Here is an 18631-nt window from a genome sequence, read left to right as displayed (position 1 = left end):
TACTCCATCACAGCGGCCATGCTAGGCGAGCGCGCACCGGCCATCGTTTGCCCCGGCGCGTCAGTCCGGTCCGCCTTCAGCAGAAATATCGGCCATGAGCTGCGTTTTCTGGCGATATGGGGGTTGAAATCGCGATGAGGCGAAGAACTACCAGGGTGGTACCCGCAAAATGGTCACCATGACCTCTGCTGCGGAACATCGAGCGGCCCGTCCGCCGCGGGTGGCTCTGGTGCTGGGCAGCGGCGGGGCGCGCGGCTACGCCCACATCGGGGTGATCGCCGAGCTCCGCGACCGCGGCTTCGACATCGTCGGGATCTCCGGTTCGTCGATGGGTGCGCTGGTGGGCGGGCTGGAGGCGGCCGGACGGCTCGACGACTTCGCCGAGTGGGCCAAATCGTTGACGCAGGGCGCGGTGCTGCGGCTGCTGGATCCCTCCTTCACCGCCGCGGGGGTGCTGCGAGCGGAGAAGATCCTCGATGTGGTTCGCGACATCCTGGGCGACACCAACATCGAGGATCTGCCGATTCCCTATACGGCCGTCGCGACCGATCTGATCGCGGGGCGGTCGGTGTGGCTGCAGCGCGGACCGATCGACACCGCCATCCGGGCCTCGATCGCCATTCCCGGGGTGATCGCGCCGCACGTGGTCGACGGGCGGCTGCTGGCCGACGGCGGGATCCTCGATCCCCTGCCGATGGCTCCGTTGAGTTCCGTCAACGCCGATCTGACGCTGGCGGTGAGCCTCAACGGCGGTGAAACGACCACTGCCGGCCCGCCCGCCGAGGACGCCGAACGGGTTGTCACTCCGGGGCGGTTGAACCGCATGTGGCGCAGCACATCTGCACTGCTGGACACCAGCGGGGCCCGCTCGCTGCTGGACCGGCCTACGGCGCGCGCGATCCTGGATCGCTTCAGCAGCGGCGAGTCCGAGTCCGGTGAGGGCGAGGAGTCCGTGCCCGAGGTACCCAAACTCGGCAGTTTCGAGGTGATGAACCGGACCATCGACATCGCCCAGGCGGCGCTGGCCCGGCATCAACTGGCGTCGCACCCGCCCGACCTGCTGATCGAGGTGCCGCGAGTGGCCTGCCGCAGTCTGGACTTTCACCGCGCCGCGGAGTTGATCGACGTGGGCCGCGAACTGGCCGCGCGTACCCTCGACGCGGCGAGACCGCTTTAGCCCGAGAAGAACTCGCTGATTGCGGCGGCCTGCCGGCGGCCCTGTTCGCGTCCGGCGTGCGCCGAGGGCACCCGGCATGCGGGGTCCAGCGGATTGGAGCCGAAGGCGCGGATCGCGTCGTCATCGGCCAGCACCGCGCAGACTCGGCCCTCGAACGCGTTGACCTCGGCGCCGATCCCGCCGCCGGCGGGCACCAGCAGCACCGCTTCGGAGCAGTCGGCGGCCACGTCGAGGTTGATGGTGCTGCGCACGCCGCCGTCCATGTAGCGGTGCGCGCCCAGCACCACCGGAGGCCAGGCGCCCGGTACCGCACAGCTGGCGGCCACCGCGTCGATGAGTTCCACACCGGAATCGCGGTCGAAGACCTTCAGTTCCCCGGTGTCGATATCGATCGCGGTGATCCGCAGGATCCGGTCCGGCCAGTCGTGGGACGGCAGGCGGTCGGCGATGATCGCCCGGCGCACCGGCGCGGCCATGGTCTGCGCCGCCAGGGCCACCGCGCCGATACCCTGCAGCTTCTGGGCGGTGGTGGTGTTGGGCTCGGTGATGGCCGCCATGAACAGGTCGGTCAGCGCGTCGGCCCCCACACCGGGATCGACCTCCGATGACGTCTGCGCCACCTGCCGGGCGAACAGGTCCTGCAGGCTCATTCCACTGCCGAGTTGAGCTGCCACCGCCGAGCCGGCCGATGTCCCCACCAGCACCGCCGATTCCAGCAGTTTCTGTGCGGTGGACGGAGATTCGTCGGCGATACCGCACAGCACACCGGTCTCCCAGGCGATGCCGGCCACCCCACCGCCGCCGAGCACCAGGGCACGCTTGGTCATCGGACTCACACCGCCGGGTGTTGGGCCGCCGCGGCCACCGGATTCAGATCTTCGTGTCGCAGTTGCCGCGCGGGCGGCTCGGGCAAGACCAGTCGACGGGTGATCCGCAGGCCCGCGTCGACGTGCACCAGCTGACCCGGCTCGATCGGTTCCCAGCGGGTCTCACCGTCCATCGGCTCGGTGGCGAAAACCACCGCGGGCCGACCGCGCAGCTGGGCAGCATCGGCTCGAATCCGATTGGTGCGCAAGGTCAAACCTCCAGGTTCTGTGCCGTCTCGTCGGTCCAGGATATAGAGCGCGTTGGGCTCGGGGTACCGTAGCGCCCACATATCGGTGGCGGTGCTCAACAGCAGGTTGAGCGCGTAGATGGGCACGTTGGCCGCGAGCCAGCGCACGGCGTCGACCAGGCCTCCCGCCACGTCCCCGCGCCGCGCTCGTATCGAGGCGGTGATCAGGGCGAAGACTCGTTCGGAATCGGTATCGCCTCGCACCAGACCGTAGGCGTCGACCTCGCGCAGCCGCTGATCGATGGCGGGGAGATCTTCGACGACGCCGTTGTGCGCGAAGATGCGGTTGTCCTGCAGGAAGGGGTGGGTGTTGACGACGCTCCGAGCGCCAGTGGTGGCATAGCGCACGTGCGCGACGAAGGTGGTGCCGGTCAGTTCCTGCGCCTCGGTGGCGAATTCGGTGTCCTGCCACGCCGCGATCGGCTGTTTACGCAGCCGCGATTGCCCGTAGCCGTCGAACACACCCAGGCCCGTGCCGTCGGGGTTGCGCCGGCTCTGTTCGGCCAGGCTGTCCGCGGCGTCGAGCAGCCAGAATGTAGAGGTCACGACGCTGGTCCCGGCGTGCAGCCCGAAGAGTCGGCACATGGCGGGGCTCAGCGGGCCAGGTGCGGCGCGGCCCGGCCGGTGAGCGGCGGCAGGTCGAAGAATCCGGCGATGCCGGGTGCGGCCGCGCAGGTCGCCGGGATGGCGTTGACGCAGTGCGCCGCGGTGGCCACGATGCCCGGGTTGCTGATCAGCCCGGCCTCGACGGTCTCGGGCTGCCAGCCCTTGACGGTGACGAAGGTGTCGGGGTTGCCCCGCACCTCCATCTCGTAGCGCTCCCCCGCGGGCCCGAAAGTCCATGCCGGGTCGAGGTTTTCCTCACCCATGTACCAGTTGACGGTCACCCGGGCCACCACCTCGTCGCCGACGGTGGCTTCCCAGTGGAACCGGCGTCCCGCCACCTGTCCGGGCTCGATGGTGCCGATCGGCGACTCGATGGGAGCGGTGGCGACCGCCACCTCCTGCGAAGAGCGGATGTTCTCGTCGGCGGCGAATCCGAGCCGGTCCACGCACAGCCGCACCGATTGCCGGAACCCGCCGTCGAGCAGCTTCTGCATGGGGCCGCTGAGCGCCTGATCCGGTGTGCCACCGAAGCCCATGACGTAGCGCAGCACGTCCGGGGCGTCGTAGGTGCGCAGGTCGGAATACTCTTCGCCGCGAATGAATGTCACGCCGGTGGACATCACCGACAGCAGCAGCGGGAACAGTTCGGTGGCGGCACCGGGGCCGATTCCGGCGCCGTGCAGGGTCACGTTGCCCTCACGCGCGGCGGCCTCCAGCGGTGCGGCCTCCTTCTCGGTGGGGTAGAACCAGCCGACCGGGGTGACGACGTTCTTGCCGGCGCGCAGCAGCGTGGCGACCTCGTCGGGGTTGGGCAGCAGGGGGGCGTAGATCACGGCGTCGGCATCGAGCGCGAGGATCTCCTCGACACTGTCGGTGGCCGTCACCCCGATCGGTTCGGTGCCGATGATCTCTCCGACGTCCTTGCCGCTCTTGGCCTTCGAGTGGACCCAGCAGCCCACCAGCTCCAAGTCCGGGTGCTCGAGCACGCCCTTGATCGCGGCCACTCCGACTCCCCCGGTTGCCCATTGGATGACACGCAGGCTCATCAGTCATGCACCTCACTCACTTGGTAGTGGCCCTCGGCGTAGCGGGCCCGGATGGTCTTCTTGTCGTATTTGCCGACGCTGGTGCGCGGGATCGCCTCGATGAACGTCCAGCGCTCCGGCAGCCACCAGCGGACCACCTTGTTCGACAGGAAGTTTCGCAGTTCGGCACCGGTGACGGTGGCTCCGGAGCGGGCCACCACGACGGCCAAGGGCCGTTCCTGCCAGCGCTCGTCGGGAACCCCGACCACAGCCGCCTCCACCACATCGGGGTGGCCGATCAGCTCGTTCTCCAGTTCCACCGAGGAGATCCACTCCCCACCGGACTTGATGACGTCCTTGGCCCTGTCGGTCAGCGTGATGAAGCCCTGCTGGTCGATGCGGCCCACGTCGCCGGTGCGCAGCCAGCCCGAGGAGAACTTCGACTCGTCCTGGCCCAGGTAGTAGGCCCCGGTGATCCAGGCGCCACGCACTTCCAGCTCGCCGACCGACTCGCCATCGTTGGGCAGCACCTGGTCTTCGTCATCGACGATGCGGGTCTCAACGCCGCACACCGGCCGTCCCTGGGTGCCCCGCAGCACCCAGTGCTGTTCTGCCGGGGTGCCCGGCGGCGGCCAGGCCATGGTGGCCATGGGCGAGGTCTCGGTCATGCCCCACAGTTGCCGCACGTGCACCCCATGGCGCTGCTCAAAAGCCTGCATCAACGACACCGGCACCGCCGACCCACCGCAGGCCACCAACCGCAATGACGAAATATCATGGCCCGGTTCGCGTTCCAGATAGTGCATCACGTCGTTCCAGATGGTGGGTACCGCGCCGGCGATGGTGGCGCGTTGCGATTCGATCAGCCCGACCAGCGAGGCGGCATCCAGATGCCGGTCGGGCATCGCCAGGTCCGCCCCGGCCATCAGCGCCGAGTACGGCAGCCCCCAGGCGTTGGCGTGAAACATCGGCACGATCGGCAGGACGCAGTCGATGGCACCGATCGCGGTCCCGTTGGTGGTGCAGCCCGCCATGGCGTGCAGGTAGCTGGAGCGGTGGCTGTAGACCACCCCCTTGGGGTTGCCGGTGGTGCCGCTGGTGTAGCACATGGCGGCCGCGGAGTTCTCGTCGATCACCGGCCAGTCGAACTCGTCGGATTCGGCGGCCAGCAGGGCGTCGTAGTCCAACACGGTCTTGCCCGCGGCCGCCAGCGGGGCGGTGTCGCCGTCGCCGACGACGATCACGGTGTGCACGGTGTCCAGCTGCCCCAGCACCGGCGCCAGCAGCGGGATCAGCGAGGCGTCCACCAGCACCACCTGGTCTTGCGCCTCGTTGGCGATGAAGACGATCTGCTCGGCGAACAGTCGGATGTTGAGCGTGTGCAGCACCGCGCCCATCGCCGGCACCGCCAGGTAGGCGGCCAGGTGTTCGGTGTTGTTCCACATGAACGTGGCTACCCGCTGGTCGCCGGTGATGCCGATGCGCCGCAGCGCGTTCGCCAGCCGGCCCACCTGCTGGCCCAGCTCGCGATAGGTGGTGACGCGGTAGCCGTCGTCGCCCATGGTGGTGACGGTGCGGGCACCGTGGACGGCGGTGACGTGATTCAAGATGGCACCGACCGTCAACGGCCAGTGCTGCATGGTGCTGCGCATCGATCTATTCGATCACGCCGCCCTCAGCGGTGAGACGTGGGTTACACCGCGGTTTCGAGCTGCAGGATCCGGGTGACGGCGTCGTCGAGTTCGAGCTGCTCGTGCAGGGACGCCGACGGCGCCGGCAGGCCGCGCAGGGAGGCGACGGTGACCTTGCCGTTGAACCCGGCGATGTAGAGCTTGCCGCCATCGGGGCTCTCCACAGCACACGACGGGTCGGCGATTCCGGTCAGCGTGCCCAGGGTCTCGCCGGTGCGGGCGCAGACCACCAGGACGCCCGCCTGAGTCACCAGGTAGACGCGCTGCCCGTCGCGGCCCGCGATCAGCTGGATCAGGGGAGCCTCGATAGCCCGGGTGTAGGCCAGGGAGTGGGTGCGGGCGTCGATGACGTGCACCAGGCTGCGGCCTTCGGGACCGGCGGTGGCCACATACAGCCGTGCACCGTCGGGACTGACGGCCAGGTCGATGATCGAGGCGCCGACGGTGAGGGAATCGAGAACGTTGAGGTCACGGTCCAGCACGGTGACGGTGTCGCCGGCGGGCTGGCGGACCGCGGCGTAGAGCCGTCGGCCGTCCGCGCTGATCCTCAGGCCAGCGGCAGCCGCCCCGACGTGCCCGGACACACCAACCGACCGGGCGGGACGCATAGCCGCGTCCAGCGCGAGGACGTCCACGCCGGCCGAGCCGGTCCGGGTGAGGTAGACGCGACTGCTGGTCGGGTCGGTGACCAGGTCACCGATGTCCATGGCCACCGGGTAACACCCGGCGATCTCGGCGGTGTCGACGTCGATGGCCAGCACCGCATCCAGCGCGGTGGAACCCGCGGTGACATAGACGAAGCCGGTACCGGCCGGGCCCGCGGCGATGGAGAACGGCTCGTTGGCCTGGAAAACGGTGCTCACGACCCGGCAGGTGACGGTGTCGATGATGGAGACGGTGTCGTCGCCGAAGTTCGTGGCCAGCAGTCGCCGTCCGTCCGCGGTGACCGCCAGGCCCCCGATGGGGCCGCGGTCCAGCGTCACGGTGCGGGAGGGGCGGGCTGCTGCAGAGGTGGCCAATCTATAAGCCGGCACTTCGTCCACATCGCTCCTATCAACCACGGTTCGTATCGCTCACGTTCGTCTCGTCACTGCCTACGCTCACCACGGCTGCCGCAGGGCGGCCCGGTTCCGATTGAGGACGCCGGGGGTAGGCGTTCGGTCGATAGTAGCGGTGAATTCTAGGTAAACCGAAAAATGTCCCAATTATTGTGATCGACGTCGCACACCAATCCCAACTGCACCACGCCACCGCCCGCAAAACCGCAGGATAAGGGTTCGTAGCAACGTGCGCTCTTAGACATGAGCAGGTAATATTCACCTAACGGCAACCCGCTGCGCATGCCGTGATTGGCGTTAAAATAAGAAATTAAGAACTCTCACCAGGCAATTCCAGACGCGAACGTCACACAGGTCTTGCATTTTTTACGACGGGCGGGTAGGCGCCGGGTAAAGGTGCCGGTCACGCGGTGGCGGCGCGGGTGGTGAGGGGCCGAACCTAGGATTCGCACCCCACGCCGTCGCCGTTTCGATCCAAGTCGTAGATGTCGGTACCCACGACCGTGACGGGCCCCTGGACATAGGCCGGGCCGTTGCCGCTGCCGCCTGCACGGTCGACGTCACGCGCGATCGGCACGCAGGCGCCGGAGTAGTTGGAGTCGCACTGCGGGTCGTGACGCTGGGAGTTAGATACAGCGTTGGCCGCTGGGGCGAGGACGCACGACGCGGCCGAGACGACTGCGAGCACGATCGGTTTCCACATGGCGATAGAAGGTATCCCGGCGAGCCGGAGTGCGTGCGGTTTTGTGGAACCGGTTCCCGGAAATCGCTCCGGGGTCTAGTGAGGGGTGTCGATCGTTACCCCCATGAAGCCAATGCGAGTGGCACTGATCAGCACCATCGCAGCAATCACGGTGGCCTTGGGCACAGCGATCGCGAGCGCCGAGCGCACATCCCCAACCCCTCGACCGGCGACTGCGCCGGCGGGTCGATGGGATCACCCATATGGATGGGTTTTTGCAATGGCGAGCACTACCCGGACGGCAGCTACTGGCACACCCGCCAATGGGGCATTCCGATCTATGGCAGCCCCAATGGCCTAGCTGGGACGAACGGCGGTCCCAACGGCGCTGAGGGCCCTGCCTAGCTGCGCTGCTGGTTCTGCTCGTCGACCGGTGCGCCGACCTCGGCCCGCTTCGCCGGGTTCGAGGTGATCTCGTCGATCACCGTGTGGATGAACCGCATCTTCTCCAGCACCGGTGGCGGAAGCACGAACGGGTAGATGTCGTCCTTGCCCATCGACCGGTTCAGCTGGTTCAGCGCCCAGGACAGCGGCAGCCACTGGTCGATCATCGTGTCGAAACTGCTGGGGCCCAGCACCTTGCGCTCGTAGGTCGCGGTGGCCGGCGCGAAGCCGAACGCGGCCGCGGTGTCGAGGGTGTCGCGGATGTGCAGGTAGTGCGCGAACGTCTCGGCCCAGTCCTCGGCGGGGTGCATGGTGGCGTACGACGAGACGTAGTCGTTTTCCCAGCCCGGGGGCGCCCCTTCGCTGTAGTGCCTGTCGAGCGCGGCCTGGTAGTCGGCCTCGGGGTCGCCGAACAGTTCGTGGTAGCGCTGCAGATAGTCCTGCGAGGTCCCGATCAGCCGGTATTGGTAGTAGTGACCGATCTCGTGGCGGAAGTGCCCAAGCAGGGTCCGGTACGGCTCGTCCATCGAGATTCGCAACTGCTCGCGGTGTACATCGTCGCCCTCGGCCAGATCCAGGGTGATCACGCCGTCCTCGTGGCCGGTGAACACCTTCTCGTACTGGCTGGACAACAGATCGAAGGCCAGGCCGAACTGCGGGTCGACGTCGCGGCCGACAATCGGCAGCTTGAGCTCATGCAGTTCGGCGATCAGCCTGCGCTTGGCCCGCTCTGCAGCGGCGAACGCCGCCAGCGCGACGGGTTCGGCGTCGCTCGGGCGGGTCCGGGTCAATGCACACGACACACACAGCTTGGGGATCGGACCCTTCTCGACCAGCCAATTACATTCGGCCAGATGCAGATTCGCGCACAGTTGGAACTGGCCCTCGTCGACCGCGCCCGCGTGTTCGCTCTCCTCGGCGGGCGCAATCACCAGCAGCGCCATGTCGTCGAGCGAAAAGCCCAGCGCACTCTTGCAATTCAGACACAACGAGTTCTCGAACGACAGCCGTTGCCCGCAATTGGGGCAGATGAAGTCACGCACGGAGGATTCCCCCGGTATACGGGGCGACGTCGACCGACACATCGATCACGCTACTCTCGGAATCCGTGTAGATGATGCCGCGCAGCGGCGGCACATCGGCATAGTCACGACCGAACCCGACCGTCACGTAACGTTCATCGACCATTTGGTTGTTGGTCGGGTCCAGGCCCAACCACACGTTCTGCGGCGTCCACACCGACGCCCAGGCGTGCGTCGCGTCCACACCCACCATGCGTTCCTTCCCCGGAGGTGGGTCGGTCGCCAAGTACCCGGAGACGTAGCTGGCGGCCAGACCGTTGGCGCGCAGGCAGGCGATCGCCAGCCGCGCGAAGTCTTGACATACCCCCTCCCGGGCCGCCAGAACCTCGCTCACTTGGGTGGATACCGTCGTCGACCCGGACCGGTAGGTGAAGTCGGTGAAGATCCGGGACGTCAGGTCGCGCAGCACCTCGATCAGCGGCCTTCCGGCGACAAAACTCGGCGCGGCGTAGTCACGTACCTCGTCGGTGATCTCGGGCGGCTGAAGGTCGAGGGTGAACTCGGTGGCCAGCGCGCCGACGGGACGCGCGTTCTCCCACGGTGCTTGCGCCGACGGCCCCCGGTACAGGGTCGGCGCCGGTGGGTCGACCTCAACGACGGAGCGGCTGGTGACGACCAGCCTGTGGTGCTTTTCGATGACGTGGAAGTACGAACTGATGTTGCCGTAGCCGTCCCGGCTGGTGGAGCTGTCCTCGGGCTCGGGTTCGATGGTCAGCTCGTGGAACAGGCAGCGTTGCCGTGCGGAGTCGCGCGGGGTCAGGAACCCACGGCCGTAGGAGCTGGTGACGACATCGGAGTACCGGTACTCGGTGCGGTGGGTGATCTCATAGCTGCGGCTGTCCGCGGAGTCGGTGGGGCCGTCGGGGAACGCGGTCACGGCATCACCCGCCGCTCATCGGGTCCCCACAACGGCTGCATGTCGCCCGGCAGGGACAGGTGGATCGTGGTGATCACCGACGACAACTCACGCAGATCGCGGTGGATGGCCGACATCAGCTCGGCGAGTTCTTCGCGTCGGCCGTCGGCGGTGACTTCTTCGAGTTCGGCTGGCTCGATGCGGCGCAGTCGGGCGGCGATCTCGTCGACCATCCGTTCGGGGCGCGACGACCCCGTCGACCCCGGTAGCGCCTTGAGGTGCGCGCGGATCAGTTCGAGTTGGTAGACCAGTGAGCGCGGGTTCTCCACGTCGAACAGCACCAGCTCGGCGACCCCGGCGATGCTGATCTTGCCGGGGTTGCGCCGCCGGTATATGACCAGTGATTCGCATGCCACCAACGTGGATTCGGTGATGGTCTGCTCGGCCCCCGGGGTGCGGACGGTGCTCAGCGTGGAGCGCAGCAGCGCCGTCAGCGCCAGGCCGCGCTCGATGCGCTTGCCGATGTCCATCATGGTCCAGCCGACGTCGCGGACCACCGACTCCGAGACCACTCCCGACAGGGCCAGCATGCATGCCATGGTCAGCGTGTTGGTCGAGGCAAGGAACGTGTCCCCTTCGGCCCGCGAATCCGGCGGTGTGTCAGGGGCGTTTAACAGTGCCCGCTCGGCTGCGGACAGCACCATCCAGGTGTCGTTGGACATCTGATCACGCACCGCGCGCGCAGCCAGCCCCAGCCGCTCCACCGACTGGGCGAGCGAACCGGGTCGGTGCCGGTCGGCGGTCAGCGCCCACAGTGTGGTCGGCGCGGTGGCCACCATCTCGGCATAGTCGGACCCGGCGCCGGTGTCGGTCCCGGTCAGTTGTCCGAGTGCGGTCAGCAGCACCGGCACGCATTCACTGCCGTCCATCGTTCTGCGATACCGGAATTCGTGATAGCGCTCGCGGGTCACGGTCAGCAGCCGCGCCGTCTGCTCGGCGCGTTCGGCATAGCGGCCGATCCAGAACAGGTCTGCCAGCACGCGTGGCGAGCTGACCTCCTGGGTGGGGCTGGCGTTGGCAAGCGCCGGCAGCCCCGGCGCTTCGCTCGAGACCTTCTCCGCGGTGACCCGGCTCGAAGTGCGAACCCAGACATCTTTGGCGGCAACGGTTTCGAGTTGGTATGCAGCCGGCCCCTCCGCCAGCAGGTAGCCCAGGCCGCCGATCATCGGGGCATACCCGCCGCGCTGGGCCACCGTGAACAGCCGGAGCCCGACCGCCGACGACGACAGGCCGCGGGGCAGATAGTCCGCCGGCGCCGAGGAGAACTGCGGGAGCTCTTGGCCGACCCACTGCCACGGTGTCGCGGCGATGCGGGCCGCCAGCTCATCGCGCTGCGCCGCCGACAGCGTCGGCCCGGTGATCGGGTCGCCGCCGGTGACCGGTTTGATCAGCAAAGAGGACAGGTTCGCCAACAGATGCGAGCGTTCGGCGTCGATGCCGCCCCAGTACAGCGACGTGGTCGGCAGCAGCGGCGTCTCGTCGAGCAGGACCTCGGCCAGTTCCGGGAGGAAGCGAAGCAGCCCCGGGCTTTCCAGCACACCGCTGCCCAGGGTGTTGACGACGGTCACCGCGCCGCGGCGAAGCACCTCGACCAGGCCGACCACGCCCAATCGCGACGACGCCCGCAGATCGAGCGGATCGGCGTAGTGGGCGTCCACCCGGCGCAGCACGACGTCGACCCGCTTGAGGGTGCCCATCGAGCGCATCCACAGCTTGCCGTCGCGCACCACCAAGTCGGCGCTCTCCACCAGCGGCAGGCCCAGCACGCTGGCCAGGTAGGCCTGGTCGAACGCGGTCTCGGAGTGGATGCCGGGGCTGAGCACGACGATCACGGGCTCCTCGGCGGACTCAGGGGCGGCATCGACGAGGGCCAGTCGCAGCGCCTGCGCCCACGGCGAAGTGGGCCGCGGGCCGATCTGCTCATAGAGGTCCGGGATCGCATGCGCGACCACCCTGCGGTCGGCCAGGGCGTACCCGGCGCCGGACGGCGCTTGGGTCCAGTCGGCGTTGACCACGAAATCCCCCGTCGCGGTCCTGCTGACGTCGCAGCCGTGCATGAACAGCTGATGCCGACCGGGCACCTCGATGCCGCGGGCAGCCCGCAGGTACCCGGGGTGGGCGAACACCAGCTCGGGCGGCAGCACGCCTGCGGTGATGCAGCGGCGCTCGCCGTACACGTCGGTCAGCACCGCGTCGAGCACCCGCGAACGCTGTACCAGTCCGGCTTCCAGCTGGTCCCAGTCCGAGGCCGAGACCACCAGCGGCAGCGCGTCGAGCTGCCAGGGCACCGCGACGGTTTCCTCACCGTCCGGACCAGTGCGCACGTAGGTGATGCCGTCGTTGTCGACAAGCCCGCGCACCACCTCGCGGAGCCGGTCGAGCCCGCCGCGGCCGCGGTCGCGCACGCAGTCGGCGAGTTCCTGCCACGCCGGGCGCACGTCACCGGCCGCGTCGACCAACTCGTCGTAGCCGTCGGAGGCCTGCGGTTGCACGTCGAACAACGCCCGCTGCGCGCGCATGCTGGCATACGGCGTCAGCGGGTTTTCAACATCGGTGGTTCCGGCACCGTGGTGCGGGCTCGGAGGGATTGCGGGGAAGGCCATTACTGCAGAACGGTACGCACTCGTCGCAAATCCAAGATGCCCGGTGCGCCCACGTCCGTCGATTGGCGGGCCTGCTTCTCCTTGAGCGCCGCGAGGTCCACAATGCCGGGCGTGAAGCCGGTGGCCTCGAACCGCCGGGCACGACGGGACTCGGCCTCGACCGCATTGACCGGCGGCGTGTCATAGGAACGACCCCCGGGATGGGACACGTGGTAGGTGCATCCGCCGCGCGACACCCCGCTGGCGGCGTCCACCATCTCGAACCGCAGCGGCCCGTCGACGGTGATCGACGGGTGCAGCGCGCTGGGAGGCTGCCAGGCCCGGTAGCGCACTCCCCCGACCTGGACGTCGGGGTTGTCGGTGGCCAGCATCGGGACGGGGTGGTCGTTGACGGTCACGATGAACCGGTCGCGGTCGGCACCGATGAGCCGGACCTGCAGGCGCTCCACGGAGGAGTCGACGTAGCGGGCGGTGCCGCCGGCCGTCGACTCCTCACCGAGCACATTCCACGGTTCGATCGCGCCGCGCAGCTCGATCTCCACCCCGCCGAACACCGCGGTGCCGATCCGCGGGAACCGGAACTCGGTGAAGGGATCCAGCCAGCTGGTGTCGAACTCGATGCCATGCGCGCGCAGATCGGCGGCAACTTCGGCGATGTCGTGGATGAGGAAGTGCGGCAACAGGTATCGGCCGTGCAGGTTGGCGCCGTGGCGGATCAGCGGGGCACGCAGTGGTTCGTCCCAAAACCAGGCCACCAGTGAGCGAACGAGCAGCGACTGCACCATCGCCATCTGCGGGTGCGGCGGCATCTCGAAGCCGCGCAGCTCGAGCAGGCCGAGCCGGCCGCGCGCACTGTCGGGGCTGTAGAGCTTGTCGATGCAGAACTCGGCGCGGTGGGTGTTTCCGGTGATGTCGGTAAGGAGGTGGCGCAGTGCCCGGTCCACGACCCACGGGGAGGCGTCGGCCTTCGACAGCCGGTCGATCTCAGCGAACGCGATTTCCAGCTCGTACAGCGCTTCCGGGCGTCCCTCGTCGACCCGCGGCGCCTGCGAGGTGGTGCCGATGAAGCGGCCGGAGAACAGGTAGGACAGCGACGGGTGGCGCTGCCAGTACGTCAGCAGCGACACCATCAGGTCGGGCCGGCGCAGCAACGGCGAATCCGCGGGTGTGGTGCCGCCGAGGGTGATGTGGTTCCCGCCTCCGGTGCCGCCGTGGGTGCCGTCGACGTCGAACGCCTCGGTCGACAGGCGCGCGAGCCGCGCCTGTTCGTACAGCGTCTCCAGCTGCGCGCGCTGCTCGGCAAAGCCCGCGGTGGGCGCGACGTTGACCTCGATCACGCCGGGGTCCGGGGTGATCGACATGGAGGTCAGCCTCGGGTCGGCGGGCGGGCCGTATCCCTCGATCACCACGGGAGAGTCGATGGCGGCTGCGGCCCCCTCGATCCGGCCGATCAGGTCGACGAAATACTCGAGTTCGTCGGTGGGCGGCAGGAACACATACAGCAGGCCGTCGCGGATCTCGGCCACCAGCGCGGTGGTCGGCACCCACTCGTCGTCGTCATCATCAGACGTGACGACCGCAGCCGCGCCGCCGTTGCCGGCCGGTCCGCTTGCGGCGAGGGCCGCACGGCGGTGCAGCGGGTCGGCCTCAAACGACGGTTTGGGCGGCTTCCAGCTGATCGAGGTCAGTGGCAAGCGAAGTCCGGCAGGCGAATCGCCTTCCAGCAGCACGATGCGTCCGCGCCGCAGCTTCCAGTCCGCGCTCGCCCAGCCCTGCCCGTCGTCGCGGCGGTGCAGCGGCAGCACGAATGCGGTCGGTTCCGCGACCGATTGATCGAGTTTGGCCAGCAGTGTGGCGCGCACGTCGGGGCTGTCGGCGTCGAGGTCCTCGCCGGCGGGCACCGGCTGCCCCTCGGGTTGGCGTGCCGCGGCGGCCAGCCAGGCCAGCGCGTCCTCGTAGGCCGGGCGTACCTGGTGCTCGGGCAGGCCTAACCCGTCGGCGATCGCGGTCAGCAGTCGGCTGCCGGCGTCCGGTGAGATCGCCCTGGCCTGCGGTTGCTCCGGCCACGGATCGGCCAGCAGTGTGTCGTCGTTCCACAGCGGCTGTCCGTCGGTGCGCCAGTGCAACCCGATCTGCCAGCGCGGCAACGGCTCTCCGGGATACCACTTACCCTGGCTGTGCTGCACCAGGCCGTGGGGCGCCCACACCTTCTTGAGCCGGGCCGCCAGCGCGGAGGCACGCCGGCGTTTGTGCGGCCCGTCGGCCGCGGTGGTCCATTCCGGGTCGACCTGGTTGTCGATGGACACGAACGTCGGTTCCCCGCCGACGGTGAGCCGCACATCCGCAGCGGCCATCCGCGCATCGACGCGGGCGCCGAGCGCGTTGATCGCGGCCCAGCTCGCCTCGGTGTAGGGCAGCGTGACGCGCGGATCCTCGTGGATCCGGGTCACCACGTTGCTGAATTCCATTGTCGCCAGGCACGGTTCGGTCGCCCCGGTGATCGGGGCCGCCGACTCGGGGTGCGGGGTCGCCGACAGCGGGATGTGCCCCTCTCCGGCGAACAGTCCCGAGGTCGAATCCAGCCCGATCCAGCCCGCACCAGGGATGTACACCTCGGTCCACGCGTGCAGGTCGGTGAAGTCGGCCGCCGGACCCGATGGGCCATCGAGAGCTTCCACATCGGATGTCAACTGCACGAGGTATCCCGACACGAAGCGTGCCGCCAGGCCGAGTTGGCGCAGGATCGACACCAGCAGCCAGGCCGAGTCACGGCACGACCCGATGCCGGTGCGCAGCGTGTGGTCGGGGGTCTGCACACCCGGCTCCATGCGCACGGAGTAGCCGACGTCGGCGTTGACGGCGCAGTTGAGCGCGACGAGGAAGTCGATGGTGCGGGTGCCCGGCGCGACGCCGAAATTCTTCACCCACGCCTGGGCGAGGTCACCGGGACCGGATTCCACGTCGCCCTCGTCGACGGGCCGCAGATACGGTTTGAGGTCCTCGGCCAGGCCTTTCGGGTACTCGAACGGGAATTCCTCGGCGTAGTCCTCGATGAAGAAGTCGAACGGGTTGATCACCTTCATGTCGGCGATCAGACCGACGGTGATCGTCAGGCTGCGGGTCCGGGTCGGAAACACCAGTCGTGCCAGGTAGTTGCCGAACGCGTCCTGCTGCCAGTTCACGAAATGGTCGGCCGGTTCCACCTGCAGTGAGTACGCCTCGATCGGCGTACGCGAGTGCGGCGCCGGACGCAACCTCAGGACATGGGGATGGATCTCGACAAGCCTGTCGAAGTTGTAGCTGGTGCGGTGCTCCAGGGCAACTTTGATCCCCATAGCGGCCAATCCCACCACACTGTCCCGGCGGTCGCAGTGTGCGTCGCCTCACTTGCGCGCGGTACGGCCGACCGACCGGCCCTGCGGATGTAACACCAGCATTACCAGCGGTCGACGTGTGCCGACTTCGCCTCACTTCTGAGGTGGTCCGGCCCGAGCCCACCGGACAGGAAAACCTTCCTGCCCCAAAGCGGCACAGTCACGGACAGACAACTCGTACGACAGTCCGCAGATCTTCCAACCCACTGTCGTGGCCGAGATGCCGCCTCGGGCAGCGAAACTGGCGGCCGCAGACCAGTTATCCCCCAGGGTCGTCGAACGACAACGCCGAACGACGCGGGTAGTCCGGCTTAGGATTCGCCGCCGCACCGTGACGCGCGCGATCCCGCGGCGCGCCGAGACGAGAGAACCTCACCCAGTTGATCGGGCAAGTCCGAGGCCGGCCCGCCAGGCCATCTCCGGTACATCGCTCGGGTGCGCGGCCGTCGCGCCAGCCGGGGGGGATCGACCGCGCCGGAGGCTCGATGACCGCCCACGAGCTCCCCGACGAGCAGGTGCCGGGCTGGCTCTCGCACGACTCGTCACCGTGGTTCCAGAAGCCGGCCGATGCCGCCCTGGCCGACCTGGCCGCCCCGGCCCGCCGGTTCGTGGCCGACGTGACGGCGCTGCCGGGACCACCGACCCGGTTCCTGCGTCCCGGATCCCCGACCGGCGACCTGATCCTGGTCCGCAGGACGGTCGCGGTCCAGCTCGAAGAGGAGATCGAGATCGTCGTCGTGTTCGGTTCCGGCGGGGCCGCCGAGTATGGCCAGCTGAATCCTGATCGGCGCTTCGACCGTGCGCTGGGCCCGGTCCGGGACGCGCTCGCCGCGGAGGCCGGCGAGCGCTGAGTCGCGCCGCAGCTCCGCCGTTGTCGCCCGCGGCCGAAGACCGGCAGCACAGAACACAAGCCCCCGACCAGCACAAACACTGTGCCCCCAGTCGGACTCGAACCGCCACTGTGCGGATTTTAAGTAAAGGCTTCCGGGTTCTTGAGCCGTCTCGCGACCTCAGGAAACAGTTCGCCGCAGCGGGCAAAATTGCTGCAGATCCGCATTTTCGGCGTAACTAGGCCGGGTCCTGGGCGGAACGCGGGCGGGCCCCGGTGGGCCTCTGGCCGCCGGTATTGCACCGGTATTTTCGAGTTAGCTACGGTCCACACCGCTGGTAGTTTCACCTGCGGTCATCAAGATGGGCCCTGATAAACCCGAAGAGCGCCTTGAAGGTCTCCTCGCCCTGAGTTGCCGCGTAAACTCGGCAGGCTTCTGTCGCCACGTACGACTCATCTAGCATCAGTTTCGTAGCGATTGCCCCAAGGTACTCGTGATGGTCGTTTACGCCACTCAAAGCCTCAGGTACCGACGTTGAATATGGTTCGTCCGCGAAATGAGCTTGGACCTTCGGATCGTTGAAAACAACTTTCTCGGGAGGTGCGTCACCCGGCAAGTTGTGAATGAACTCCCCCGCCGGAGGCATGTCACCATCACGAAGCCCCACAGCCCTTAAGCCAGCTGACCTCAACAAATCGACTGCTGCGGGGATGTCCTGCGCCGAACCGATGGGCAGCACTTTTGATCCAGCCAACAGGTGGCTGTCACATCTCCGGATAATTTCAATCGCCAGGTGGCGCGCGAAAGAATCTTCGACACATATGACTGCCTTGTTCTTATCCGCGGCACCATGCAAGTAGGAATCGATCTGATACGTGCTCAGGCCGGGCGCCGCCTTGATCTCTCCTCCCGGCCGTCTTTGCAGATACACGACGGAGTCGCGCCCCAACTCGGACAGGATTGCGGCACTGTGCGTCGTAATTATGATTTGATGCCCGCGCCGGAACGAAACCTCGACCAGGTATCTCGCGAGCCGACGCTGCGCATCGCCATGCAAGGACGTCTCCGGCTCTTCCAGCACGAATAGACTCTGCGCGGGTGCGGACTCCATGGTGTTCACCATGTAGACCACTCGACCTTCGCCGAAGCCCATGTGATTCTCTGAGTAGCGTCGCCCGCTTCTGGTTGCCATAGCCAACTCAGCGCGTCTACTGCTGTGTATCACCTCAGTAAAGTTCAAGTCGTCGTACGGGAGTGCCAGGATCGTCGCCACGTTGCCGGCCGCTTCGGCAGTAAGCGGACGGGTCTCCCCGAGTTCGAGTGCGCTGCCGCGATAAAAGGAAAGATCACGGCGCTCGACCTTCGGAATGAACTGGGTGAAGCCGATGTAGTAGCAAGAGCGTTCAGGCTGTCGCTTGTACCCGGACCACTCCTTCGTCTGGCGACTCACTGTGACGCGCTGAGCCTCTGCGCCCTTCTCAACGCAATAGGTGTAGATCACTTGTGCGTCCGACGTGAATGGCTCAGGGTCCGCCGCGGAGACCGGGAAAAAATCCTTCACATAGAAGCGCGATAACGCGGCGTTCACAGCCTTCCGATATCCGCAAGTCATGAGCTGCGCGATGGTGCTCTTACCTGTGCCGTTCATGCCCGAAAAGGCCGTAATCGGCGATTCGAACGTCAGCGAAAGATCCGCGACGCCCCGGAAACCTCTAACGTCGAGTGACTGCACGATGGGACCAAAATTCGGATACCTATTGTCTGGCTTGTACTTAGCGGCCAGACGGCGAACGTTGTCATCGTGACTCACCCGCCCCACCTCTCCACAGCACAACCTGATGCGGATGCTGCGGTCGTGCACGCTACCAGGAAGGACAAATCAACCGAACAATTTAACTTCATTGTTCGGTGAGTTGTCGCCGGCTGGCTTAGGCGCTGGCGGTGGTGCGGGCAACGTATTAAGCGCGCCACCCTCCTCTTCGGGAATGTAGTCGCCGTACAAGCGCCCCGGCGTTTTTGACTGCCGAGC

General features: G+C 67.4%; 14 protein-coding genes. 3 read left to right on the top strand and 11 right to left on the bottom strand.

Annotated elements, in window-relative coordinates:
- The first annotated feature begins 178 nt into the window (after window positions 1-178).
- Window positions 179-1177: a patatin-like phospholipase family protein gene (locus BST15_RS11555; protein WP_046189009.1), complete on the top strand. Its 999-nt coding sequence runs from the start codon at window positions 179-181 to the stop codon at window positions 1175-1177.
- Here BST15_RS11555 and BST15_RS11550 read toward each other — a convergent pair.
- From BST15_RS11550 to BST15_RS11525, 6 genes are all read right to left on the bottom strand, one after another.
- Window positions 1174-2004, bottom strand: a complete 831-nt coding sequence (locus BST15_RS11550) for a patatin-like phospholipase family protein (protein ID WP_046189010.1) — start codon at window positions 2002-2004, stop codon at window positions 1174-1176. The genes BST15_RS11555 and BST15_RS11550 overlap by 4 nt on opposite strands.
- Window positions 2005-2009: 5 nt before the next feature.
- Window positions 2010-2876, bottom strand: coding sequence for a class II glutamine amidotransferase (locus BST15_RS11545; RefSeq protein WP_046188991.1), 867 nt, complete (start codon window positions 2874-2876; stop codon window positions 2010-2012).
- Window positions 2877-2884: 8 nt separating this feature from the next.
- Entirely contained in the window at window positions 2885-3943 is a 1059-nt protein-coding gene (locus BST15_RS11540; RefSeq protein ID WP_046188992.1) for an NAD(P)H-dependent amine dehydrogenase family protein, read from the bottom strand.
- Window positions 3943-5574, bottom strand: coding sequence for a long-chain fatty acid--CoA ligase (locus BST15_RS11535; protein WP_046188993.1), 1632 nt, complete (start codon window positions 5572-5574; stop codon window positions 3943-3945). The genes BST15_RS11540 and BST15_RS11535 overlap by 1 nt, the downstream gene beginning before the upstream one ends.
- 41 nt (window positions 5575-5615) lie before the next feature.
- Window positions 5616-6656: a YncE family protein gene (locus tag BST15_RS11530; protein ID WP_046188994.1), complete on the bottom strand. Its 1041-nt coding sequence runs from the start codon at window positions 6654-6656 to the stop codon at window positions 5616-5618.
- Between the two features lie 454 nt (window positions 6657-7110).
- Window positions 7111-7374, bottom strand: coding sequence for a hypothetical protein (locus BST15_RS11525; protein ID WP_046188995.1), 264 nt, complete (start codon window positions 7372-7374; stop codon window positions 7111-7113).
- 246 nt (window positions 7375-7620) lie between these two features.
- Here BST15_RS11525 and BST15_RS22095 point away from each other — a divergent pair, with 246 nt between their 5' ends.
- Window positions 7621-7758, top strand: coding sequence for a hypothetical protein (locus tag BST15_RS22095; RefSeq protein ID WP_157861713.1), 138 nt, complete (start codon window positions 7621-7623; stop codon window positions 7756-7758).
- On the opposite strand, the gene BST15_RS11520 is transcribed toward BST15_RS22095, so the two are convergent.
- The 4 genes from BST15_RS11520 to BST15_RS11505 are packed head-to-tail and all read right to left on the bottom strand — an operon-like array spanning window position 7755 to window position 15733.
- Window positions 7755-8840 (bottom strand): zinc-binding metallopeptidase family protein, encoded by a 1086-nt coding sequence (locus BST15_RS11520; RefSeq protein ID WP_046188996.1) that lies wholly within the window; start codon window positions 8838-8840, stop codon window positions 7755-7757. The genes BST15_RS22095 and BST15_RS11520 overlap by 4 nt on opposite strands.
- Window positions 8833-9756 (bottom strand): transglutaminase family protein, encoded by a 924-nt coding sequence (locus tag BST15_RS11515; RefSeq protein ID WP_046188997.1) that lies wholly within the window; start codon window positions 9754-9756, stop codon window positions 8833-8835. The genes BST15_RS11520 and BST15_RS11515 overlap by 8 nt, the downstream gene beginning before the upstream one ends.
- Window positions 9753-12398, bottom strand: coding sequence for a circularly permuted type 2 ATP-grasp protein (locus tag BST15_RS11510; protein WP_046188998.1), 2646 nt, complete (start codon window positions 12396-12398; stop codon window positions 9753-9755). Before BST15_RS11510 ends, BST15_RS11515 begins: the two co-directional genes overlap by 4 nt.
- Window positions 12398-15733, bottom strand: coding sequence for a transglutaminase family protein (locus tag BST15_RS11505; protein WP_046188999.1), 3336 nt, complete (start codon window positions 15731-15733; stop codon window positions 12398-12400). The genes BST15_RS11510 and BST15_RS11505 overlap by 1 nt, the downstream gene beginning before the upstream one ends.
- Window positions 15734-16257: 524 nt before the next feature.
- Here BST15_RS11505 and BST15_RS11500 point away from each other — a divergent pair.
- On the top strand, window positions 16258-16623 hold the full coding sequence (locus BST15_RS11500) for a hypothetical protein (RefSeq protein ID WP_046189000.1): 366 nt from the start codon (window positions 16258-16260) through the stop codon (window positions 16621-16623).
- Window positions 16624-16945: 322 nt separating this feature from the next.
- On the opposite strand, the gene BST15_RS11495 is transcribed toward BST15_RS11500, so the two are convergent.
- On the bottom strand, window positions 16946-18412 hold the full coding sequence (locus BST15_RS11495; RefSeq protein WP_083070960.1) for an ATP-dependent nuclease: 1467 nt from the start codon (window positions 18410-18412) through the stop codon (window positions 16946-16948).
- Between the last annotated feature and the right edge of the window lie 219 nt (window positions 18413-18631).

Source organism: Mycolicibacter arupensis, from assembly GCF_002086515.1.
GTDB lineage: Bacteria > Actinomycetota > Actinomycetes > Mycobacteriales > Mycobacteriaceae > Mycobacterium > Mycobacterium arupense.
Note: the sequence above shows the minus strand (reverse complement) of the source record. Positions and strands in the feature narration are given on the sequence as shown.

Bases quoted from the DNA above. Each gene is read 5' to 3' on its own strand.
- BST15_RS11555 (WP_046189009.1), top strand. From the start codon at position 179: ATGACCTCTGCTGCGGAACATCGAGCGGCCCGTCCGCCGCGGGTGGCT.
- BST15_RS11550 (WP_046189010.1), bottom strand. From the start codon at position 2,004: ATGACCAAGCGTGCCCTGGTGCTCGGCGGCGGTGGGGTGGCCGGCATC.
- BST15_RS11545 (WP_046188991.1), bottom strand. From the start codon at position 2,876: ATGTGCCGACTCTTCGGGCTGCACGCCGGGACCAGCGTCGTGACCTCT.
- BST15_RS11540 (WP_046188992.1), bottom strand. From the start codon at position 3,943: ATGAGCCTGCGTGTCATCCAATGGGCAACCGGGGGAGTCGGAGTGGCC.
- BST15_RS11535 (WP_046188993.1), bottom strand. From the start codon at position 5,574: ATGCGCAGCACCATGCAGCACTGGCCGTTGACGGTCGGTGCCATCTTG.
- BST15_RS11525 (WP_046188995.1), bottom strand. From the start codon at position 7,374: ATGTGGAAACCGATCGTGCTCGCAGTCGTCTCGGCCGCGTCGTGCGTC.
- BST15_RS22095 (WP_157861713.1), top strand. From the start codon at position 7,621: ATGGGTTTTTGCAATGGCGAGCACTACCCGGACGGCAGCTACTGGCAC.
- BST15_RS11510 (WP_046188998.1), bottom strand. From the start codon at position 12,398: ATGGCCTTCCCCGCAATCCCTCCGAGCCCGCACCACGGTGCCGGAACC.
- BST15_RS11505 (WP_046188999.1), bottom strand. From the start codon at position 15,733: ATGGGGATCAAAGTTGCCCTGGAGCACCGCACCAGCTACAACTTCGAC.
- BST15_RS11500 (WP_046189000.1), top strand. From the start codon at position 16,258: ATGACCGCCCACGAGCTCCCCGACGAGCAGGTGCCGGGCTGGCTCTCG.